Genomic DNA, 24766 nt, shown 5'->3' on the forward strand with positions numbered 1-24766 from the left:
ATGCAACAAAGCCAAATACAAAAGGTGGTAGATGATTTACTAAAAAATTATCCGAAAAAATTTGATCTTTCTTTAGAGCGTATTATTCACCTTTTAGAGCGTCTTGGTAATCCACATTTAAAACTTGCCCCTATTATTCACATCGCTGGAACAAATGGCAAAGGATCTGCCTCAGCAATTTGCCGTGCTCTTTTAGAAAGTGCAGGATACTGCGTTCATGTCTATAGCTCACCTCATCTCGTCAACTGGAATGAACGCTGCCGGATAGGTCAAAAAGGAGGTGGTCAACTTGTTACAGAAAACCAATTGGCTGAGACAATCCGTGAAATTATAAAAGTAAATCGTCAAGAGCCGATTACTATTTTTGAAATTTTTACAGCCGCTGCCTTTATGCTGTTTAGTACACATCCAGCTGATGTTGTCATTTTAGAAGTTGGGTTGGGAGGACGTTTTGATGCTACCAATGTCATTAACAAACCAGCTGTATCGCTTATTATGCCCATCGATTATGATCATGAGAACTTTCTTGGAAACACAATTGCTCAAATCGCTTTTCAAAAGGGGGGAATTATCAAACCAAACGTTCCAGTAGTCATCGGGAAGCAAAATTATGAAGAAACTCTTGCTACTTTAATACCCCTTGCCGATAAAAATAAAGCACCTTATTCTCTATTTGATCAAGATTATCAAAGTTATAAAGAACATGGACGTATGGTTTTTCAAAACAATCAAGGTCTCATGGATCTTCCCCTTCCTAACCTTATTGGAGGCCACCAAATTGCCAATGCTGGCGCATCTCTTGAAGCAGTCTATCAAGCGGGCTTTCAACTTTCAGAACAAGCCATAAATGATGCTTTGAAAAATATCTATTGGCCCGCACGGATGCAACATCTTATCCAAGGACATTTGGTTGATCAACTGTCTCCTAATATTGATTTATGGTTAGACGGTGGTCACAATCCTGCTGCTGGAAAAATTATTGCAGCAGAACTTACACAATGGAGAAAAAAAACAGATCGTCCTATTATTATGATTGCTGGCATGCTCAATACCAAAGATGCTGTCGGTTATTTTCGTTCCTTAGCGAACCTTGTCGATAAAATATATACGATACCGCTAATTAACAATAATGCCAGTATCTCTCCAATAAAATTAGCTGAATCAGCGCAAAAAGCAGGAATCTTTGCTACTCCACAAGCACATCTACAAGATGCTTTGCATAAGATTAGAGCCGAATATAAAGAGGCAATTGTCCTTATTAGTGGTTCCCTTTATCTTGCGGGCGATATTTTACGTGACAATAAAACACCTCCATGCTAGAAATTGATTATTTTAAAGCTTTGAAAGATAGACTTTTTAATCATGCAACTTGATTGTGCACTTTATCAACATCCTAAACTTATTACTGTTTTTGGCGGATCTGGTTTTGTAGGACGACATGTCGTTGAAACTTTGACTAAGCGGGGATATCGCGTTCGTATCGCTGTTCGTTATCCACAAAAAGCTTATTACATGCTCCAAATAGGAGAAGTAGGACAAACCCAAATGCTTAAAACGGATATCAAGCATCGTGCCTCTGTTGCACGCGCGTTGCTTGGAGCTGATGCGGCAGTGTTTTTACCTGGTAGCTTAAAACAAGCAAATCAATCGAATTTTAAAAACACACAAATTGATGGTGCTTACAATGTTGCTGAATTAACAGCACAAGCTGCTATTCCGCTCATCTATATGTCAGCACTTGTGGCTAACGAGAATGCTTCATGTCTTTATGCACGTGTTAAGTTTATGGGTGAACAAATCGTTCATAACAAGCATCCTCAAGCAATTATTATCCGTCCATCCGTTATCTTTGGACCAGAGGATTGTTTCTTTAACACCTTAGCAGATTTGTCACGTTTTTTACCAATTATGCCTCTTTTTGGGGGTGGGCAAAGCAAATTGCAACCCGTGTATGTTGGTGACGTTGCTGAGTTTATCGCGCGCGCTTTAGATGGACAGGTTGCTTGGGGAAAAAATTATGATCTTGGTGGTCCCCAGATTATCACCTTTCAAAATACTCTTGAAAATATACTCAAAATTATTCACCGTAAAAAAACAATCCTATCCATGCCTCTTTCTGCTGGTCTATTGATTGGAGGAATTTTGGGAACTATCGGTAAATTGCCTTTTGTACCAACACTTGTAACAGCCAATCAGATACGTTTTTTGCAAATGGATAACATTGTTTCTAAAGAGGCTATAGAGAATGGATATACTCTAGAAGGTGCGGGAATTACCCCCAGAGCAATGGCTGCATTCTTGCCAAGTTATCTTTGGCGATTTCGTCCACATGGTCAATTTTCCCAAAACTTACACGTCTAGAATAAATTTTTCCAAAACTGAGTTATTATTTGATTTATAATTTATAGCTCGTTGTTAGCGATTCTGAAATCAGAATGCTCAATAGAGTAATGTTTTTGCGTTTTAAATGCTCTATTCAGTATCACAAAAAATGTTTAATCGTATACCTATAGTATTTTGATAAAAATCGTTGAAAACAGGAGAAAAGCACTTCTTATAAACTGTCTTTATCCAAGAGCAGATGCAACATTGGAATCCTAAAGAACCGATTCTGAATTGCCTATTCATAAATATGATAACCTATGACTTTGCATTATATTATTTTGGTAGAAAGCTTAATAATGAGATTAAAGTAATTCTTCCTTTTTCAACAACCGCATAAGTGAGTAGAATACGAGTATAATACTTTCGATATTATCCCATAAAAAATCGATATAAAAACTGTGAAGCAATGCACAATTTTTATTATTTAAAAGGTATTCTCTTTGGAGATTTTTAAAAGCTTTAAAGTTACGTGAAAAGGATAGAGTTTTGTTTATATAATAAGACTTATCATGAAGATCTCTTATTCTATCAGTAACATCATTATTCAGATTCATAAATGCATATTTGTTGCACAAATTTATGGAGATTTTAAAAGAGCTTTTTCACATAAAGAAGTCCTCTTCTTGTCTTGCATTTTTTTTTAATTTCTCCTACCGTCTTGGAAAAACTTATTTTAAAGGAATAAAGAATGGCAGCTCAAGATTTTGTTGTCAAAGATATTGCACTTGCCGCTTATGGTCGTAAAGAACTTGATATTGCTGAAACTGAGATGCCTGGTTTGATGGCTTGTCGTAAGGAGTTTTCCTCTAATCAACCTTTGCGCGGAGCGCGTATTTCTGGCTCATTGCACATGACAATTCAAACAGCTGTTTTAATTGAAACATTAAAAGCGATTGGCGCCGATATACGGTGGAGCTCTAGCAATATTTTTTCTACGCAAGACCATGCAGCAGCAGCTATCGCCGCAACTGGTATTCCTGTATTCGCCGTTAAGGGTGAAACATTGGAAGAATATTGGACTTATATAGATGCAATTTTCCAATGGCCAGATGGTAATCCTTCCAATCTTATTTTAGATGATGGCGCTGATGCCACAAACTATATTTTAATGGGAAGTCGTGCAGAACAAAATAAAGATATCCTATCGCATCCAAAAACAGAAGAAGAAGAAATTTTTTTCAAACAAATACAAAATCGTATGGATGCAACGCCAGGATTTTTTACACGACAGCGCGCAGCAATTAAAGGTGTAAGCGAAGAAACCACAACAGGTGTAAACCGTCTTTATCAGTTACAAAAAGAAGGGCTTTTGCCTTTTCCTGCTATTAATGTCAATGATAGCGTCACTAAATCAAAGTTTGATAATAAATATGGATGTAAAGAATCATTGGTCGATGGTATTCGACGTGGAACAGACGTGATGATCGCTGGTAAAACTGCCATTGTCTGTGGTTATGGTGACGTAGGAAAAGGTTCAGCAGCATCTCTTTCTGGTGCTGGGGCTCGTGTTAAAGTAACAGAAATTGATCCTATTTGCGCTCTTCAAGCAGCTATGGATGGCTATGAAGTTGTTAATTTGGATGATGCTGCTTCCAGTGCTGATATTATCATCACGACAACAGGCAATAAAGATGTTGTTCGTTTAGACCATATGCGACAAGTAAAGGATATGTGTATTCTTGGAAATATTGGTCATTTTGATAACGAAATCCAAGTCGCAGCCCTTAGAAATTTGCCATGGACAAATATTAAACCACAAGTTGATATGATCACCTTTCCCGATGGAAAACGCATCATTTTGCTCTCTGAAGGGCGTTTGTTAAACCTCGGGAATGCGACTGGGCATCCCTCTTTTGTCATGTCAGCCTCGTTTACTAATCAAGTTTTAGCGCAAATTGAACTTTTTACCCGTGCAGAACACTATACAAATGAAGTCACTGTTTTGCCTAAACATCTTGATGAAAAAGTTGCACGTCTACATCTTGATCGGTTAGGAATAAAATTAAGTGTTTTATCAGAAGAACAAGCCGCCTATATTGGAGTCACACCACAAGGACCTTATAAACCAAACCATTACCGTTACTAAACATTTCCTTGGGTTAAAAAAGGGAAAGATATCGTGCGCAGCTTTGGTGACTATAACCCCAAAGAAAAAGCTCAAAAAATGATTCGAATCTATGCGTATATATTTTGCCTTTTTTTCTTTTTTTCTCCAACATGCGCTGTTGCTCAGTCATTGGAAGGTTATTTACCATTTTTCTTCACTTTGCCGAATGGTCCATGGCTGCTTTTAGCGCTGTGTGGAGGAATTTCTTGTGCTTCACTTCTCACGTGCCTAGCTGTTATTATGCGTGCAAAAAAAACTGCACAGAAGACTTTGAAGATAATTCAGGCAAATTTTTCTGAAAAACTTAAATATTATGAATGGCTTCTGGAAGAAACCGAGCAATTCCTTCTTATTTGGGAAAATCCAACAACCTTACCCCGTGTCGTTGGTGCCCTTTCTGCATTGCAAAAAATAGGAATCGACCAGAAAGATTTTCAGCGTTTTGAGCTCTGGGTTGAAGAAAATTCTCTTCGAGAACTTGATTATGCATTGACTCAACTACGTTGTAAATGTCACCCTTTTGATCTTTCTATCACCACCACAAACAATGTATTGCTGCAAGTTACAGGAGTCATCGCAGGAACAGTCGCTATTGCTCGTTTTCAAGATATCTCAAAACAACAGAGTGAAAATGCTCGTTTACAGAAAGATATCGCCCGCCTTCTTACTGAACTGAGAATGCAGCGTAATCTTCTTGATCTTATTCAAGAGCCCGTATGGATAAAAGATTGTGAAGGAAAAGTTTGTTTTATCAATCGCGCCTTTAGAGAAATGACAGATTTTCGTGAAGGCAGTGATGAAGTGGGGGATCTTTTCAATGAAAATACACAACGCAAAACAAATGAAACAGAAACAATTTTTCAAGAACATGTTCACACAGTTATTGATGGAGAACGACATCGTTTTCATCTCACACGTATTACAACAGCCGAAGGGATGGCAGCTTTTGCGCGTGATGACAGCGCATATGAAAATATTGCTCATGAATTAAGTTATGTCCTTCAAAGCCATTGTGAAACACTTGACCAAATTTCAACAGCTGTAGCTATTTTTGATACAAACCAAAAATTAAAATTCTGTAATCATGCTTTTAAAATTTTATGGCCGTTGGAGACTTCCTTTTTAGAAAGTGAACCAAGCCATACATTATTTCTTGAACGTCTACGTGAAAAAGGGCTCATTGCTGCACACCCCGATTGGCGCGCATGGAAAGAAGAACTTTTTAAAGCCTATCGACAAACAGAATCGAACCAACAAATTTGGAATCTTCCAGATGGGCGTACGGTGCGTGTTATCTCGAACCCTCATCCACAAGGAGGTGTCACTTGGCTTTACGAAAACCTTACAGAAAAAATTGATCTTGAACGCCGTTATAATACACTTATTAAAATACAAGGTGAAACACTTGATAAACTTTCCGAAGGCGTGGTTGTTTTTGGTACTGATGGACGCCTTCGTTTATCGAATCCTGCCTTGTCGAAATTGTGGTCTCTTCCTTATAATTTACTGGTAGAAGGGACCCATATTACACAGTTACAAAGCCATTGTTCAGCCTTAACCTTAGGACAAGAATGGGATCAATTTACCAAATTCATTACCGGTTTTGCTGAAAAACGTGAAACATTTTCAGGTCGTATAGATCTTAAAAATGATATGATTATTGACTATACTCTGGTCCCTCTTCCTAATGGACAAACGATGCTTACTTTTGTGAATGTTACGGACACTGTCCATGTTGCGCGTGCTCTTCAAGAAAAAAATGAAGCATTAGAAAGTGCTGATCGTTTGCGTAATGAATTTGTCCAACATGTTTCTTATGAATTACGCACACCTCTCACCAATATTATTGGATTTTCCGATATTTTACGTGATCAAATTTTCGGCTCTATCAATGAACGTCAACAAGAATATCTTGAACACATTCATTCAGAATCAGGAACTCTTTTAAATATTGTTAACGATATTCTTGATCTTGCTACCCTTGATGCAGGCATTATGGAGTTGGACATAAAATCGGTTAACATTGCCGATGCTATGATACAAGCAGTAGCACGTGTAGAAGATCGCCTTAATGGACGTCATATTACGCTTTTACAACAAATTTCTCCTTCCTTAAATTCTATTTCTGCTGATGAAAAGCGCTTGCATCAAATTTTTGTGAATGTACTGAGTAATGCTATTAATTTTGCAACGGAGGCGAGTACTATTGAATTTTGCGTCGATGAACAAGATGATAACATTGTCTTTAGCGTTCACAATCAGGGCTCTGACATCCCAGAAGACATCCTTGATCGTATTTTTAAACGTTTTTCTTCCCATTCACACCATGGTGGGCGTGCGGGAGCGGGTCTTGGCCTTTCCCTTGTAAAAAGTTTCGTTGAACTACACGGTGGACATGTTGAAATTCTTACCGGTTCTGGAAAAGGAACAACAGTTAAATGTTTTTTCCCACTCTCCAAAGGAGATAAGATTTTTTAATTTTAACCTTTATGATAACAAAAATTTTTCATCCATTTCATGGAACTTTTAATGAATTTTAGTTTTTTTCTTGAAAATGAAGAGGCAACAAAGCTTTTTGCACAAAATTTAGCTCTTTCTTTAAAGCCAGGAGATCTTGTGACGCTGCAAGGGGATCTTGGAACTGGAAAGTCAACCATTGCACGTACAATCATTCAAACACTTGCGAACAATAACACTATGGATGTTCCAAGCCCTACTTTTACTCTTGTGCAAAGCTATCAACTTCCAAAGTTTGAAATTATTCATGCTGATCTTTATCGCCTTTCTATGGCAGAAGAAATTGATGAATTAGGGCTTCATGAAGCTCGTGAGAAAAATATTTTACTTGTTGAATGGCCAGAAAGAAATACAGCTCTTTTAGAGCTTGCCACTTTTGCAGTCACCTTACACTATAAAGAACATGGGCGTCATGTAACAGTTAGATCAGCGCAACATTCCATTGAATGTTTGCAACAGTCTTTCGCAATTCGTACATTTTAAAAAAACATGAACATCATCATTTTTTAATTTGATAATACCTCAATACTACCTATGAAATCTGAGATGATGGACAACATAAAGAAGGCTTCATGGAGGTACCAACCATGGAAGATGAAACGAAATGCTGACTCTTTCATATAACAATGACATAAATTGCAAAGGACAGCCGTTAATTTATAGGAATTCATCAATTTATTTTAGAGAATCTGATACCTACAATTTTGATTCTAGAGAATAGTATAAGAGAATTTTAAATTGAAGTGGTAACCCTTTAGAAGAGCATTATATAACCTGTAGTGAATTGCTTGTTTCTTTCTGCTTAAAAATTGTGAGCTTCAGAAAAGTAATTTGCAAAGTTTTTGCTTAAAATCTCCTTTTATGTGTTGAAAACACTATCTATTTCAATAGTCTTGTCTAAGAAGAAATACCTTTATGAAATTATCATTCACCTAATATTTTTAACGCGCCTATAAGGAAAGAATTGCCTATATTCTTCATACAAAGCAATTTTTTATAAAAAATAGTCAATTGAAACATGCATAAAAGCATGAATTCTTAAATTCATTTAAAATTTTGATTTTTATTGTCTTTTCATTATAATATAATGCAAAAAAGAATATTTTAAAAAAGTCAAAAGGAGAGACAAAATTTCTCTCCTTTATAGTGATTATATGTGGAATTAACTAAGCCCATCTTTTATCCATTCAGAAAGACGTCCTTTAGAGGTAGCGCCAACCATATTCGATGAAATATTTCCATTTTTAAACATTAATAATGTAGGGATAGAACGTACTCCGTATTGGGTAGCCAGTTCCGGATTTTCATCAATATTTACCTTAGCAATTTTAACTTGATTTTGCATTTCTATTGAAATTTCATCCAAAATTGGAGCAATCACTTTGCAAGGGCCACACCATTCTGCCCAAAAATCAACCACAACAGGGATGGAAGAGGTTAGAACTTCACTTTCGAAATTGTCCTTATCAACTTTTATACACGTCATTTATTTATCCTTTTATATTCACTTTTTATAGATTGGTATAATAACAATTCATATCAAGTTATTGCAAAGATAAATTATTAAAGGACTTTTTTACACCAGGGATTGTGCGTTGTGTTTGTTTGAGCGATTTTATGAAAGTAAATAAAATGTAAAAATGCTTTGCAAGGAAAAGAGTAACTTATAAGGCAACTTCACGAAGAAATGCCTCAAGTTTTTCTGGAGGAAGTTTAAAAATTTTGGCTTCTTTACTGTAGATAAGCAGAGCCTGGATATCTTTATCGGGATGAATAGCTTGCAACAATTTTTGGTAAAGGGCCATTTGCAACCAGTGATGGGAAGCAATAGCAGCTTCATTTTCTGGTGGAGTTCCGGTTTTAAAATCGGCAAAGATAATGCTGTTTTGCTTGATGTAGAGACGGTCAATTTGACCAGAGATTGCTTGTTCTTTTCCACGAATTTTCACAATACCCATTAAGGAGACCTCAGCACGTGAATGCTCAGAGAAAAGGGGTTTGAGATAAACATGATCTAATATTTTCCAAATATGGCAAAGAGCATCTTCTCTTTGGCTCTCATGCCAATGAGAGGCTTTGATATTGAGATAGTTTCGAGCATAATCTCGACGTTTTTGTGGGGGACAATCGGGCAAATATTGTAACAATCGGTGAACGAGATTACCATATTCAATGGAAAAAGCTCTGTTTGTGTTCATGGCTCCTAAAACAGGTGAAGTGGTAAGCTGTTTTGGACTTGAGGACAGCTCTGTATCAGCTTCAATGGAAAGGCTCGCCACTGACGGTTTTAACGGTTTTGGTAACACTGGTTCTGCTGGTACTTTATGAGAGAAAAAAGCAGGCAAAGGTGGTAAGGTTTGGCATTCAGCGGAAGGAACTTTTGAGTTTATAGAAGCAGAAGAAGCAGGTGTAATGCAATAACGCCAAGCTGCAATATCTTCCGAAGAATCTTTTATAGCAAGGGCATGCGGTTCGAGGGCTTTTTTTACGAGTTGTAACCATGTATGAGATGGCGTTTTCGGACCTTTATACCCACAAATAAACAAGCGATCTTCAGCGCGTGTCATTCCTACATAAAGAAGACGCCTATATTCTTCTTCTGCACGCTCTTTTAAATATGAAATTGCTTGTTTAGAGAGTTTTGTATCAAACTTTTCATTGGGATGCCAAATAAAGGCTTGTTTTCCGTTCCATTGTGCATTGTTTAAAGGAACTTTAAGCAAGTGAGGCGCATGCTGAGGATGCCAAATCGCACTACCAGGATCGACTAAAAACACAACAGCAGCCTCTAGTCCTTTTGCAGCATGAACAGTCATGATACGAATTTCTTCATTACTTTGTTCAAATTCACGTTTAATTTCTGGTTCGCTTGCACTTAATGTTTCTAAAAAAGCTTGTAATCCTGGTAATCCTGTTTTTTGAATAGTGAGCGTATAATCCATAAAAGCATCGAGCACATCATTTGCTTCAGATCCTAAACGAGACAGAATTTTTTGTCGTCCCTTATCATTGTTCAGAATATAGCTATAGAATTCAAAAACTGGTATTTTATCCACTAAAGCGCGATAATGGTTTAGCTTTTCAAAAGCATCTTTAAAAGATACCTGCGATGATATATGCGCGCACAGACTTTGCCAAAGAGAGCCGGTGCGGTGTACGGCAAGCTGATAGAGTTCCTCTTCACTAAGAGCAAAAAGTGGGCTTTTTAAAACACAAGCAAGAGAAAGATCATCTTGTGGCTGCAAAACAAAACGCGCAAGCGCCATTAAATCACGGATACTAATATGTTTGGTAAGCTGTAAACGATCAGCCCCTGCTACGGGAATATTACGGTGTTTAAGAGCACGGGAAAGAGCTGAGACAAATTGATCACGTTTACGGACCAAGATCATAATATCACTTGCACGTATTAAGCGTCCTTTTGCTGGAAGCATTTCGCCTTTTTGTAACCAGTCGGCAATCGTTTCAGCAATTTTTTCTGCTAAACGAACTTCAGGTGTATCTAAATGATTAACAGTTGTATGCCAATCTTGAGGAAAGTCACTCGTTTCTTTGGAAATGGCATCCCATATAACAACTTCACCGGGACTGTGAATACGGATAGCTTCATGCACCGTTTTTGTATTTTCTGCCGAAAGCCCTTTATAGTTTTCTGGTGTTTCAAAAACAAGATCAACACTTTTAAGAACATCTTCTGTAGAGCGAAAAGAATAATGCAGTTGTATTTTTTCAAATTGTTGATTTGTTTGTTGCACTTTTTTTTGAATAATTCGTCCATTTGCAGCAAAATTTTCTGGAGCAGCGCCTTGAAAAGAATAAATAGATTGCTTTTCATCTCCAACAGCAAAAAGAGTCCGTATGTTTGTTCGTTGGCTATACCCTGAAAAAAATTCCTGTGCCAACAGTTGAATAATTTGCCATTGCTCAGGGTTGGTGTCTTGTGCTTCATCAAGTAGAATATGATCAAGTCCCTGATCAAGTTTATAGTGCACCCATTGGCTTGCACCTTTGCGCTGTAACAAATGAAGTGTACGCTCAATAAGGTCATCAAAGTCTAAGAAGCCATTGGACTTTTTTAGATTCTTATAAATTTTGAGATAAATAGTACAGAGCTGAAAAGCAGCCATATTGAGGGTGGCAACCTTTGCGCATTGATATTTTTCTAAAAGAACAGAAAGCTTGTTTTGTTTATCTTCAAGCATTTGTTGAATAAAAGGCCAAATTTCGTCTGATTTTTTATGAGATAAATGTGAAAAATTACGCGGCTCACCTTTTGTTGTAAAATAAACATCAGAAATAAGATTGAGAATATTTGTCTCATCATGCACCTTTTCTAATTGGGAAAGTTTTGCCACCATATCCTTAAAGCTTTGATTACCATTGGTTTCACAATGCTTAAGAGCATAAAGAGGAAGGCGCGCTGTTTGTTTAATTTGTTCCAGAAGATATTGATTTGTTTCATTGGGCGCTAAGTTAAAAAGCGCGCGCAATTTTTCTTCTCCATTTTCAGATAAAAGAGAAGATAAAAAATCAGACAATTTATGTTGCTTTTCAACTGCCTCATAGAGCAATTGGTTAAAAGTATGTTCGCTAATAACTTGAAGTAACTGTTGCAAAGCAGGTTGTACATCACGACGAGCTAAAAGTTGACGACGAGATTCTTGTCGTAATTTTTTTCGACTGATATCATCGGGAAGTTCAAAATGCCCTGCAATATTGGCTTCTAACATAAATTGATGCAAGAGAGATTCACAAAAAGCATGAATCGTTTGGATTTTTAAGCCACCAGGCGTTTCGAGGGCACGCGCAAAGAGTTGCCGTGCATAAGTTAGTTTTTGCGCATTAACAGTTTTTTTTTCAAACCGTGTTAAGGTTTCTTGCAGCTGTGCATCATCGAGCTCATTCCAACTGGAAAGCGTGCGAAAAATTCGTGATTGCATAACAGCAGCAGCAGCTCTTGTATAAGTAAGGCATAAAATACGTGCTGGAGGCGTACCGTTTAAAAGCAAACGGATAACACGTTCACTTAAAACGTGGGTTTTTCCAGATCCAGCATTTGCAGAAACCCACACGTTTTTTTGGGGATGTGTTGCTGTTGCTTGTGCATCAAGAGCGGCTTCAGGAATAGAAAAAAACGTCATGATTACTCTTCTTTATGAAAACCACTTGACCATTCCCACAACCGAGCCAAATGGTCGTAGTCACCTTCATATCGTTTTGACATGGGGACAGCATGTGAGAGATAGCCTTGTTGTGGATTTTGATAATAAATTATGAGTGCGATAAGATTTTCCCATGCATTTTCAGCAAGATCAACAGCACTTAGATAAGTTTTTCCGTCTTTTTTCTTTAAAAGAATTGATTGGGATTTAATTTCACCTTTTTTGTTAAGGGGAATGTAAAATAAATTTGAAGGTGTAAAATCTTGAAAATCTGGGAAGCCCCCTTGTATGAGCAAAGCTGTTTCTAAAGCCAATTGCGGAAATAATAATTCACGAACTTGTTTTGATAAAGGAGGCGTTCCGGTTTTGAAATCTAGAATTTCAACCGTTTTATCTGGCAAAACATCAAGACGATCAGCACGTCCTGAAAGGGTTACCCCTGTTGTTCCTATAGGGATTTTTTGTGATACCACTTCCGAATATCGCTCTCGCAGTCCTAAACTTTGTTCCCATTGAATAAAGCGTGGAGCAAGATTTTCAAAACTATTCCACCAAATTACTTCAATATCGGGTGGAAAGTTGAATTTATCAAATTCTTTACGTCCAATAGAAAGCAGTACGTTGAGTGCATTTGCATCATTTGGATTTTTCATTTGTGTACAAAAAGCCGCAAGAATAGCGTGATAAAGTATTCCACGTTCTGAAGCGCTAGGATCATGAATAAGTTCTTTAAGTGGTTTGAGCCTTAAGATTTTTTTGGCATAAATAGCATAGGGATCATATCGCAATGTTTCTATTTCAGTGACTGAAAAATGGCGCGGGCGTATATCAAGAGGTGGAGAAGGGCAAGGACGTTCCACCTCAGAAGTTATGCTTGTATGATCAAGTATCTTTGCCCAATGGCGTAGTATTTCACCTCGTTCACGGATTTGTTCCCAAACCTGTTTTCCTACAACTGTTTCCATGCGTTGTAGCCAGCGTGAAGGAATGGAAGGCGTATGATTAACGCGCAATGCGCGACTCATCACCACTTTATCCATTCCCATTGCCCATTGAAAATCATGCGCAGAAAGACCAATACGCTGCTCTGGTGGTTCCAGAGTTAACATCATTTTCATCGGTCGCGATAAAAAAGCATCATTTCGGGTTGATATCGGCCATGACCCTTCATTAAGACCGCCGATGACCACTGTATCAACCGTTTGCAAACGCGATTCCAAAGTACCCCAGATGAATAAACGTGGATGTCCTCCAGGCGAAGGTGCAACGGAACGAGTTGCTATTATAGCAGAAAACATAGCAGGCCATTCACAAAGATGAAATGTTAATCCTGATTGATCACTGACCAATTCACGTAAAAACTTTGATAGGGCTTGTCCTGCTTCGTGTTGATAAAGATGTGCAAGAGAATTATCCTCATTGCGACCAAAATTTTCAAAAACTTCAACAGTTGCTATCGCAGCTTCGTTGATGGTGCATTCTTTCTCTTGTTTCATAAGAGATGTTAAAGGTTCAACAGCTGTCCTCAAAAGATGACAAAGGAAACGTGCTTCTTCACATTTCTGCTGATCAAGAGCGTTGATTTCAGAACTATTATGAAAGTATGTTTCAATCCATTTTTCAAGAAATTGATCACACTCGCAAAGATTGATGCGCCCTGTATTCCCTCGAAGAACAAAAAGTTCAAAATTTTCTGCCATTTCCCGTAAACGATGACGATTTTGTTGGAGTGTTGTAAGGGGATGTTTAAGAAGAGAAAGAAAAGCAATGGGATCATCAGGTTGCAATACATTTTCTAAGATAAGTCGTAAGAGAGTTACAGGCAATGTTTGTGCAAGTGGTATTCCGCCTGAATCATTTGCTTCAATTCCAAATCGCTGTAATTCCACGGCAACACGGCGTGCTAAATTACGGTCATTTGTAATAAGAGCCGCAGTTTTTTGAGGTTCTTCAATAGCTTTGCGTAAGGTAACAGCTATAGCGAGAGCTTCTTCACGTTCATTTATAGCTTCAATAAATGACCAATCTGCACAAAGATTTTCATAATCATCACGGACAATTTGTATCCATTTATCTGTCGTAGAAGCTGGTCGGAGTGCTTCTGATAAAAGAGCCATTCTTCTTTTCTTTGTGCTGCTCTGTTGGCCAATTTCGCAAACATGATGACGTTGACACTCCATGAGAGAAAGAAGTTTTTTTAAATGATATTGAGGATGGCTAAAAACATTTTCTGCAGGATCAAAAAAATCGCAAGCTGTTTTTTCTTTATTGCTTGTGCTTAATGCATTCCATTGTTCTTCATCCATATGGAGATCAAGACCAGGAAGAACAACAGCCCCTTTGGGCAGAGAAGCTATAACCTTTAAAAGATGAGAAACTGCGGGCATAGAACCCGACACACCAGCAGCAATGATAGGTTTATCAGGCTGCGTGCATCGCAAAGTCTCTGCATGCATTGTGAGTGCTTGATTACGCCATTCAGCGGGATTGCTTCGTTGCCTTTCGGTCAAGATTTGTGGCCAATTTTGCGTAACAATAGTCAGAAAGTCGAGCGTTATTTGCCACCATTCAGCGATCATGTCAGGTGCAATATCTTTAAGCTTCGACCAATCTGCTCCTTCTGTTTCAATTTCATCCATCAAATGCGCTAAATCCTGAGCAAGCCAAATCGCATCAGCACTATGAGCCGGAATAAGCACATCTTCTGTACCAAACATGGCACGCAGATGCGCAGGTAAATTTTCACGCCATGGGCGAATAAGGCGCGCTAAAAGCAGTAAGCGTTCACTTTTTCCAATGGGTGGATTCAGAGCGCTGGTATGATTTTCAACAAAAAGGAAACTGTCTTCATCGACATCTCCTAGAGCACGAATGGTTGGTAAGAAAGTTGATTGTGTATCGCTTCTTTCAACAAAAGCTAAACGTAAAGCGCGAGCAGCACGACGTGTCGGAACATAAATAAGGCTATCGGCAAGGGCAGTTTGAATGTCTCCACTTGAAGCGAAATTATCAATAAGGCTACCAGAGAGTAGTGCATCAACAAAGTGAGGCAAAAAAGCAGTTCCCAGAGAAATAGAAAAAACATGCGGTTTATGGGTCATATGATCTCATATTTGGGATAACAAATTTTAGCTTATTGATTATTTGTATTATTTTGACTGTATACAATTTTCATACAAGAAAAAACTGAAAAGCTCTATTTATACAGGAGATTTTTAGCTGACATTCAAAATACTGAAATATATGACCTTGTCTTAAGCTATTGTGAAAAAATATATCAAAATTTTAAAAGACGTTACAATTACAAATATATTATAACTTATTGAATATTAATAAATAAATTTACCGTATTCTTTATACAGTGCAATCTGAAAGTGTTCTTTACATACTCCTTTTGTTTTCAGAAAAAATAACAATATTCAGATCCTCAACTCAATATGAAAAATCATTATCAACCAAATTGTTACATAAAAAATTCTTCTTTACATTAAAAGCTTACTTGATAATCTTTAAAAGTAGAAAATTTTATCTTAGGAGCTCTTTCTGCTTCATAATTTAATGAAAAATGGTTCTCCGCTAAAAAAACTGGATCACCTTCTAAATCATACGCAATAGCAGAACGGTGATTGCTGAGAAACTTTTGCAACTCATCTTTGCTCTGCGCTGAAATCCAACGGCATAAATTAAAGCGCGCAGACTCAAAATTCACTGGCAAAGAATATTCTATTTTTAATCGTTCTTTTAAGACATCAATTTGCAAAGCACCAATAACACCAATGAGAGAAGGCGACCCATCATCAGGAATAAACAATTGTACAACCCCTTCTTCAGCCATTTGTTGCAAAGCTTCTTTGAGCTTTTTTGCTTTCATTGGATCGCCTAAACAAACACGACGCAAAATCTCTGGTGCAAAATTTGGTACTCCCTTAAAGAGGATATCTTCTCCTTCAGTCAAAGTATCGCCGATACGCAATGTTCCATGATTAGGAATCCCTACGATATCACCAGCATAGGCTTGATCAGCAATTTGGCGCGAACGCGCAAAGAAAAATTGTGGAGCCGAAAGTGTCATCGGTTTTCCTGTTCGGACCAACTTTGTTTTCATACCACGTTCAAGTGTTCCCGAACATACCCGAAAAAATGCAATACGATCACGATGATTAGGATCCATATTCGCTTGAATTTTAAAAACAAATCCCGTCATTTTAGGTTCAGTTGCTATGATATTGCGCTGATCTGCACTTTGATCACGAGGACTTTGACCAAAATCAATAAGTGCATTGATCAAATCACGAACACCAAAATTTCGTAAAGCTGAACCAAAATAAACCGGAGTCATATGACCTTCACGGAAAGCTTGAAGATCAAAATTCTTGCAAACACTTTGAGCAAGTTCTACCCCTTCAATAAAAGTGGAACGTTGATATTCAGGGAGTAAATGGAAAATCTCTCTGGGATTTGAAACTATTTGCTGTGTTATCTCATCATCTTTTTGACGAAAACGATTATGATGAAGGTCATAGGTACCAACAAAATCTTTACCCGTCCCAATGGGCCATGTTATAGGGGCGGTATCAAGAGCAAGCTTTTCTTCAATTTCATCTAAAAGCTCTATAGGATCACGTGCCTCACGATCCATTTTATTGATAAAAGTAACAATAGGAATATCCCGCATCCGACATACTTCAAACAGTTTTAGTGTTCTAGGCTCAATCCCGCGGGCCCCATCCAATACCATGATAGCACTATCAACAGCTGTAAGCGTGCGATAAGTATCGTCTGCAAAATCTTCATGGCCTGGGGTATCTAGGAGATTAAAAATATGATTTTCATATTCAAACGTCATCACCGAAGTCACAACGGAAATACCACGATCACGCTCAATATTCATCCAGTCAGAACGGGTTTGAATACGATCTTTTTTGGCTTTTACTTCTCCTGCAAGTTGAATAGCACCACCAAACAATAAAAGCTTTTCTGTTAATGTTGTTTTCCCCGCATCTGGGTGAGCAATAATTGCAAATGTACGGCGTCGCTTTACTTCCTGCACTCTTCGTTCCATTATTCCTCCATAGGTCGTGCAAGTGTTTCAGCAATCAGTGCACGCATTTCACTAATCCCATAAAGCGCTATAAATGATCCCCATCGTGGACCTCGCTCTTGTCCAAGAAGAACTTCATACAACATTTGAAAAAAAACATTGGAAACACCAGGCCCACCTTCAGGGCTTTTTTTGCTATGATCTTGATAGCGTTCCGTTAACCGTGCAACATCAAGAAGCATATTTTGTAATATGTTGCCATCAACAGTTTCAGGTAAATGAGCTAATTTTTCATCAATTTGTGCTAATGTTGCTCGTTCGCTATCATCTGGTATACGAAATTTCTTGTTTGGTTTAACAAAAACATCAAAATATTTAATGGCAAACTTCACCAATTGATCAAGTTCTGGATAAGTTTGTGCATTTGCTCCTTTAGCGTAACGAGAAATAAAACCCCAAAGAACTTCTGCATTCTCCGCATTTGAAGCACTTACTAAATTTAAAAGCATCGCAAAGGATACAGGCAAATCAACCTGCGGTGGACAACCATTATGAATATGCCATACAGGATTACTAAGCCGTTCTTGCCAACTTTGACGACCATAAGCAGAAAGATGAGCATAATATTCATCCACAGCTTTAGGAATAACATCAAAATAAAGCCTTTTTGCTGTTTTAGGTTTTGAAAACATATAAAGCCCTAAACTCTCTGTTGGGGCATAAGTAAGCCATTCATCAATGGTTAAGCCATTTCCCTTGGATTTGGAAATTTTCTGCCCTTTCTCATCTAAAAAGAGCTCATAGTTGAATCCTTCTGGGGGCTTTCCACCTAATACTTTACAAATTTTAGAAGAAAGATTTGTGGAATCGATAAGGTCTTTTCCGGCCATTTCATAATCAATGCTAAGTGCTGTCCAACGCATTGCCCAATCTACCTTCCACTGACACTTAACTTTGCCCCCTGTAACCTCTGTTTCTATGGTTTCTCCTGTTTCAGGTTCAATATAAGTGACAGTCCCTTTTTCAACATTACGCGCAATCATCGGTACCTGTAATACTTTTCCAGAAAAAGGAGAAATCGGTAGAAAGAGTGAATAGGTCGCTTGCCGTTCTTCACCTAATGTTGGTAAAATAATTGCCATAACCTTGTCATAACAAGCAAGGATTTTTAAAAGTGTTTCATCAAAACGACCGGAATTGTAATAATCCGTAGCACTTGCAAATTCATAATCAAAACCAAAACGATCAAGGAAAGCCCGTAACCGCGCATTATTTGCCGCTCCAAAAGAAGGATAATCATCTCCAAAAGGGTCGGGTACACGGCTCAACGGTTGACCAAGATAATGTTCCATCCTCTCGCGATCAGGCACATTCTCAGGAACCTTGCGCAAACCATCCATATCATCAGAAAAACAAAGTAATTTTGTTTTTACTTTATTCTCCGTGAGAATATGAAATGCATGACGCACCATGGTTGTACGTGCAACTTCCCCAAAAGTTCCAATATGCGGTAAACCAGAAGGGCCATAACCTGTTTCAAATATCAGACTGTCTGGATAACCCGTTTTTTCATACCGTTTGATAATCTTACGTGCTTCTTCAAATGGCCAAGTTCTCGATTGAGAAGCTGCATCTTTTAATTCAGGCGTAAGGTTGAGGGTATCACACTGATCACGCATCATTATTTATCCTAAAAATTACACTCTTTCAAAATAGGGTGTATGGTTCTTGAATTTATTCGTCAATAATAGCAAGCAAAAAGATGAAAATTTCTTTATACTCTAAGCCACAATACAAAAACCGCCCTCGTTATAAACATATTCTGTTCTGATAAAAATCAAAAACATTCAATATTATAAAGCAAAATTGACTTGTTTTGATTATCGAAGCCTTCATTGCTATTATTGTCATGGGTTTTGCTTATTATATTTATTAGCGCAAAAGATAAGCTTCTAGTATTGAACGAAAGAACGGTAAAAACCAACAGAAAAAATGCTTAAACTAGGCATTTCATACAAAAGCACTGCACCTACTTTACACTTGTCACCGTAACTTTCTATTTCTTTTCTTTATCACCTTGATGATGCATTGCTAATGTACGCAAACGTAGAGCATTTAATTTAATAAAACCAGTTGCATCTCTTTGATCATAAACACCTTGATCATCCTCGAAAGTTACTAACTCACTGGAATAAAGTGATTTCTTACTTTGGCGCCCTTCAATAATTACATTCCCCTTATAAAGCTTTAACGTGACTTCACCTTCAACATGTTCTTGAGATAAATCAATAGCTGCCTGCAACATCTTACGTTCCGGCGAAAACCAAAATCCATAATAAATGAGTTCTGCATAACGTGGCATCAACTCATCTTTTAAATGAGCTGCGCCACGATCTAACGTTAAAGATTCTATAGCTCTGTGAGCCGTCAAAAGAATGGTTCCACCTGGTGTTTCATAAATACCCCGCGATTTCATACCCACAAAGCGATTTTCTACCAAATCTAACCGACCAATACCATTATCGCACCCGTAACGATTTAATTCTGCAAGTAAAGTTGCAGGAGATAAATTTTTTCCATTGATTGAAACAGCATCGCCTTTTTTAAAGCCAAGAGTAATTCTGGTTGCTTGATCTGGAGCATCTTCCGGCGAAAGAGTACGCATATGGACATATTCAGGAGCAGGAAGTGCTGGATCTTCTAAAATCTTTCCTTCTGATGAAGAATGCAATAAATTTGCATCCACTGAAAAAGGCGCTTCACCTTGCTTATCTTTTTCTACAGGAATTTGATGAATACGAGCAAATTCAAAGAGATCTGTCCGACTCTTAAAATCCCAATCACGCCATGGAGCAATAATCTTTATATCAGGATTAAGCGCATAAGCGGAAAGCTCAAAGCGTACCTGATCATTGCCTTTTCCTGTTGCTCCATGAGCAATGGCATCTGCCCCTGTTTCCTCAGCAATTTCAATAAGGCGTTTTGAAATAAGTGGACGTGCAATTGATGTTCCTAAAAGATAAGTCCCCTCATAAACGGTATTGGCTCGAAACATCGGAAACACAAAATCACGCACAAATTCTTCGCGCAAATCTTCAATGTAGATCTCTTTAACACCTAGCATTTCAGCTTTACGACGAGCAAGTTCTAGCTCTTCCCCCTGCCCCAAATCTGCTGTAAAAGTTACAACTTCAACACCTAGCGCACTTTGCAACCATTTAAGAATAATTGACGTATCCAATCCACCTGAATAAGCCAAAACAACTTTTCTAATATTTTGCCACTTTTTCATTTTAACGTTCTATATGAGCTACTTTTTTATTTCTACCCAAAAATCAAAACGATGCAAGAAATATAAAAATAAATTCTTTTTAAGCAACATTAAAAAGACGCAAAAAGCGTAAATAAAGGTGCCTCAAAGTATAAATAGTGAACACTGCTTAAAAACAAAAGGAGATTTACGTGTCATTTCTACCGGAGTGGTCTATTGTTGTACAATTTGCTTTAGCATCGTTGATTTTAGCACTTATTCCAGGACCAGATATGATGCTTTCTGTAGGACGAACCATTACACAAAGCAAAAAAGCTGGAATTATGTGCGCCTTGGGTAGTGCAACAGGATTTGCCATTCAGGTTACGGCTGTAGCACTTGGCTTATCAGCGCTTATTTTTGCTGCACCACATACTTTTGTTCTTCTGAAAATTGTTGGCGCCTTTTATCTTTTATGGTTTTCCTTTCAAGCGTTACGGAGAAACCCCAATTTTTCCTTTGAACAGACATCTTCTAAATCTCAAAGCGCTAAACGTAACTATCTTGCTGGTATTGGAATTAATCTTCTCAATCCTAAAGTTATACTCTTTAACGCGACATTCTTACCACAATTTATCAATGCGAATGATCCTATGGCAACACAAAAATTACTCTTTTTAGGACTCTCTTATATTCCTATTTCTTTCCCCATTACAATTGCAATCGTTTTTACAGCGCATAAACTTACCAAAACTCTCAAAAAGAACCCTCTTTATATTCGCTTTCTCGACTGGCTTATTGCTGGTACTTTTACCAGCTTTGCCCTCCATCTCCTTGTGGTTACAAAACATTGATTTATAAGTGTAATGTATCGCTTTTAATTTAAATAAAAAAACAATACCTTTCCTTTGTACATCACAAGAGAAGCTGGAGTTTTCGTATGGATAAAAACTATCTAAGAAAAGAATAAAAACACCTCTTATGAACCATCTCAAGTGCTAAAAGCTGTTACAACATTGGGAGCTAAAAAATAGAATGGTAGTACCAATTTACACCTTTATTAAACATAAAGGTGTAGGAGTACAATACATTTCACAGAAGCTTTTTGTTATACTCCTCACAAGCATTATCGTGATATGAAGAGTGCACTAAGAGATACTTAAAAAACATATCAATGGATAACTCAATGGTATTTATATTTTAGATCCTCTGTTTTGCTTGTGATGCGTGATCTTATTTAAGAAAATAATAAACAAAAACATGAGGCACTGCACAATCTCCACTTTTTAAAATATATTACCGTAGATGCTTTTAAAAGACATAAAACCGAATTAAAGAGTATGATAATAAGGTAAAAATTAGTTATAATCCTTAAGACCTCATATTCCCTCTAAATTAGGCTTCCTTCTTAATTTCAGAGATTATACAAACGAGACTATAGACAATATCTTACCCCATTTAGCATATAAACGCTGAAACTGTTCGTCTAGCACTTATCCATCTTAGTATCTGTCTCACATATGCCATCGCATGAGGTTTGGATATTAAATTACAAACAAAAAAGTATAGGCCTTGATATAGCTGAAAATTACGTTAACTAATGACCAATAGCATTTTCAAGTCGTAAACGTTCAGATTTACGTAAGCGCTCTGAAGCCGATTTAAGCTGTCCACATGCAGCTAAAATATCGCGTCCACGCGGTATCCGAATAGGAGAAGCATAGCCCGCTTGATTAACGACATCAGCAAAACGCTCGATTTGCTCCCAATCAGAGCACTGATAATTACTCCCTGGCCACGGATTAAAAGGGATTAAATTAATCTTAGCAGGAATCCCTTTCAATAACTGAATCAATCGCTTAGCATCATCTAAACTATCATTGATATCTTTCAGCATAACATATTCAAATGTGATTCGTTTTGCATTGGAAAGACCAGGATAATTACGGCAAGCCTCCATTAGTAAAGCAAGCGGATATTTTTTATTAATGGGAACAAGCATATCCCTTAGTGTATCATGTACTGCGTGGAGTGAAATTGCTAACATAACACCAATTTCTTCTCCAGTTCGGATAATTCCAGGAACAACCCCACTAGTTGAAAGCGTAATTCGACGTTTTGATAAAGAAAGTCCATCGCCATCAGAGGCAATCAATAAAGCTTTTTTAACAGCTTCAAAATTATAAAGAGGTTCTCCCATTCCCATCATAACAATATTGGTAATTTTTCGTCCTTCAATGGGAACAATTGCTCCATCAGGGGTATTCTTATCAGGAAAATCACCCAAACAATCACGTGCAACCAATAATTGTGCCAAAATTTCTTCTGCGGTCAGATTACGAACAAGCATCTGCGTTCCCGTATGGCAAAAAGAGCAGGTTAACGTACACCCTACTTGCGATGAAAGACATAAAGTACCACGTCCTTCTTCAGGGATATAAACCGTTTCAATTTCAACAGGCCTTCCAGCTCCACGTGCAGGAAAACGTAAGAGCCATTTACGCGTACCATCTTTTGATATTTGTTCTCCAACAATTTCTGGGCGCGCAATGGAGAAATGACACTTAAGTGTTTCTTGCATTGCTTTAGAAATATTCAGCATATCATCAAAATTTGAAACACCACGCACATAAAGCCAATGCCAAAGCTGACGCACACGCATACGCGTTTGATGCTCTGGTACACTAACTGTCTTTAAAGCTTGCATCATTTCATCTTGCGACAAACCAATTAAAGAGAGCTTAGAACTCTCCTTCACGACCACATTATCTGTTTTTCGTGCAAAACATGAACCAACTGGTCTAAGGTCATAAGAAATGGCCATTGCTTTCCAATTCACATCACTATTTTAGAGTTATCGAAACCTTAATGGCACTTTTGAGCTGCATTTAATGCAGCAGTGACCCCTTTTAAGGAATAAGTATAAGTGGTATGCGTTCCTCGTTTTGATATCGCTTGCACTGTCATATTGCTTCCAGCACGCATAGCAGAAACAAGTTGCTTTTCTAGCTCTGATGACGCCAGCCAAGCTGAGGAATCTTTCGTGAAAAAATCAAAGTCCTTACCTCCAATGGTCACTGTCACTCTCGACCCTTCTTGAAGGGTATAACCAGCCATAAACTGCGGTTCAAACGAAATAGGTGAATGAGAACGCTTGGTAACCAAGAAAAAGTTATCACCATGATTAACTGTCGTTGGAAGAGCCTTCAAAGGTACCGATAACACATAGCAAATCGTATTTTTGGGCGATTTATAAGAATAGGCTCCCCACGCTTCAAATTGATTTAAACGGCTTGGCGTTTGTGCATATGCCACTCCCGCTGTAACAAAAACCATTACAGATGCAGCAATAACAGTCTTCTCAAACATCTTCATTTAGCTCACTTCTTTAGTCTCTAACAAGATTTTCTTCATTAGAAAAATTCAACAAAAACTCCTCGATATTCATGTGTTATTGTCCTAATTCCTTCAATAAGCGAAATATTTTCACACTAATCAAAATAGATTTCTACGTTTCATTGTGACCTTTTAATCGTTACCAAAACATAAACTTCTTATTCAATAACCACATTAAAAAATAATATCTCCATTTTACGCTACTTATTTCGTTTTTGTATAAAAAACGATTTCTTTAAGCTATAGAACTTCAAAACGAGATAAAAATATACCATCACTCTGTTAAGAAATAAACCATACTCTTTATATCACAAGCAATCTGATGCAAAATTTTGAAAATACACCCCGGACTCCCCGCAAAAAAGCTTAATCGCCTTACGAATATCACTTCTCGACTTTATGCATTCAATACATTTATGTTCGCAAAATACTCCATCTTTTACTCATTATAGTGCATTCATATTTCGTATTCAATATCGTCCCGATAACACTTTTTCTCAATCTTCAAAAGACCTTGTAAAAATAATAAAATATTATCAAGATATTAATAATAAAACATAAAGAATTTAGATTCTATCTCAATAATCACATACAACTTTGTTTCTTTTGATCTTATTTCCTTATATATTTCATATCCAATTATTAATTTCTAAAATGATTTTAGTAGCTTATAATAGCTTAATCGTATTATTTTAATGTATTAGACGATATTTTTCTTTCTGTTATAAAAAACTTCTTAAGAATTCTTTGGGAAAGTCTCCTTATCTTATTTCTAAGTAATTTATAAAAAGAAATATAAAAATTTTTTCTATAGCAGTTCTAACATTACCGTTTTTTAAACAATATTTTAATCAATTAAAGACACTTAAATAAATCTTCCTATACATAAAAACTCTTTCACCCAACCT

Annotated in this window: 14 protein-coding genes; 6 read left to right on the forward strand and 8 right to left on the reverse strand. The window is 37.3% G+C overall.

What is annotated here, in order from left to right:
• The 5 genes from ACFINO_RS00590 (at position 1) to tsaE (ending at position 7492) form a co-directional block, all read left to right on the forward strand.
• Complete coding sequence (locus tag ACFINO_RS00590) at positions 1-1320, forward strand: bifunctional folylpolyglutamate synthase/dihydrofolate synthase (protein WP_375654780.1); 1320 nt, start codon at positions 1-3, stop codon at positions 1318-1320.
• Between the two features lie 42 nt (positions 1321-1362).
• A complete protein-coding gene (locus ACFINO_RS00595) occupies positions 1363-2361 on the forward strand; it encodes a complex I NDUFA9 subunit family protein (RefSeq protein WP_375648831.1) in 999 nt (332 codons plus the stop codon).
• A gap of 712 nt (positions 2362-3073) precedes the next feature.
• The gene (gene ahcY / locus ACFINO_RS00600) at positions 3074-4471 is read left to right on the forward strand and encodes an adenosylhomocysteinase (RefSeq protein ID WP_375654782.1); all 1398 of its coding nucleotides are present in this window, start codon (positions 3074-3076) and stop codon (positions 4469-4471) included.
• Between the two features lie 33 nt (positions 4472-4504).
• Positions 4505-6970: an ATP-binding protein gene (locus ACFINO_RS00605; protein ID WP_375633658.1), complete on the forward strand. Its 2466-nt coding sequence runs from the start codon at positions 4505-4507 to the stop codon at positions 6968-6970.
• A 51-nt stretch (positions 6971-7021) separates the two neighbouring features.
• Positions 7022-7492, forward strand: a complete 471-nt coding sequence (gene tsaE, locus ACFINO_RS00610; RefSeq protein ID WP_375633657.1) for a tRNA (adenosine(37)-N6)-threonylcarbamoyltransferase complex ATPase subunit type 1 TsaE — start codon at positions 7022-7024, stop codon at positions 7490-7492.
• A gap of 679 nt (positions 7493-8171) precedes the next feature.
• Here tsaE and trxA read toward each other — a convergent pair.
• The 6 genes from trxA to ACFINO_RS00640 all read right to left on the reverse strand — a co-directional run bounded on the left by trxA (position 8172) and on the right by ACFINO_RS00640 (position 20504).
• The gene (gene trxA / locus ACFINO_RS00615; RefSeq protein WP_375633656.1) at positions 8172-8495 is read right to left on the reverse strand and encodes a thioredoxin; all 324 of its coding nucleotides are present in this window, start codon (positions 8493-8495) and stop codon (positions 8172-8174) included.
• A 178-nt stretch (positions 8496-8673) separates the two neighbouring features.
• A complete protein-coding gene (addA, locus tag ACFINO_RS00620; protein ID WP_375654784.1) occupies positions 8674-12150 on the reverse strand; it encodes a double-strand break repair helicase AddA in 3477 nt (1158 codons plus the stop codon).
• A 2-nt stretch (positions 12151-12152) separates the two neighbouring features.
• On the reverse strand, positions 12153-15272 hold the full coding sequence (gene addB / locus ACFINO_RS00625; protein ID WP_375654786.1) for a double-strand break repair protein AddB: 3120 nt from the start codon (positions 15270-15272) through the stop codon (positions 12153-12155).
• A gap of 386 nt (positions 15273-15658) precedes the next feature.
• On the reverse strand, positions 15659-17233 hold the full coding sequence (locus ACFINO_RS00630) for a peptide chain release factor 3 (protein ID WP_375654788.1): 1575 nt from the start codon (positions 17231-17233) through the stop codon (positions 15659-15661).
• A complete protein-coding gene (locus ACFINO_RS00635; protein ID WP_375654790.1) occupies positions 17233-18894 on the reverse strand; it encodes a lysine--tRNA ligase in 1662 nt (553 codons plus the stop codon). Before ACFINO_RS00635 ends, ACFINO_RS00630 begins: the two co-directional genes overlap by 1 nt.
• Before the next feature lie 374 nt (positions 18895-19268).
• Positions 19269-20504: an argininosuccinate synthase gene (locus ACFINO_RS00640; RefSeq protein ID WP_375617466.1), complete on the reverse strand. Its 1236-nt coding sequence runs from the start codon at positions 20502-20504 to the stop codon at positions 19269-19271.
• A 170-nt stretch (positions 20505-20674) separates the two neighbouring features.
• On the opposite strand from ACFINO_RS00640, the gene ACFINO_RS00645 reads away from it, so the two are divergent.
• Positions 20675-21316, forward strand: coding sequence for a LysE family translocator (locus ACFINO_RS00645; RefSeq protein ID WP_375617465.1), 642 nt, complete (start codon positions 20675-20677; stop codon positions 21314-21316).
• A 743-nt stretch (positions 21317-22059) separates the two neighbouring features.
• Here ACFINO_RS00645 and rlmN read toward each other — a convergent pair.
• Together rlmN and ACFINO_RS00655 are read right to left on the reverse strand one after the other, a co-directional pair.
• Positions 22060-23286, reverse strand: a complete 1227-nt coding sequence (gene rlmN, locus ACFINO_RS00650) for a 23S rRNA (adenine(2503)-C(2))-methyltransferase RlmN (protein ID WP_375639479.1) — start codon at positions 23284-23286, stop codon at positions 22060-22062.
• Positions 23287-23327: 41 nt separating this feature from the next.
• The gene (locus ACFINO_RS00655; RefSeq protein WP_375632169.1) at positions 23328-23831 is read right to left on the reverse strand and encodes an invasion associated locus B family protein; all 504 of its coding nucleotides are present in this window, start codon (positions 23829-23831) and stop codon (positions 23328-23330) included.
• Between the last annotated feature and the right edge of the window lie 935 nt (positions 23832-24766).

The organism is Bartonella sp. AA83SXKL (assembly GCF_042196965.1).
Lineage (GTDB): Bacteria > Pseudomonadota > Alphaproteobacteria > Rhizobiales > Rhizobiaceae > Bartonella.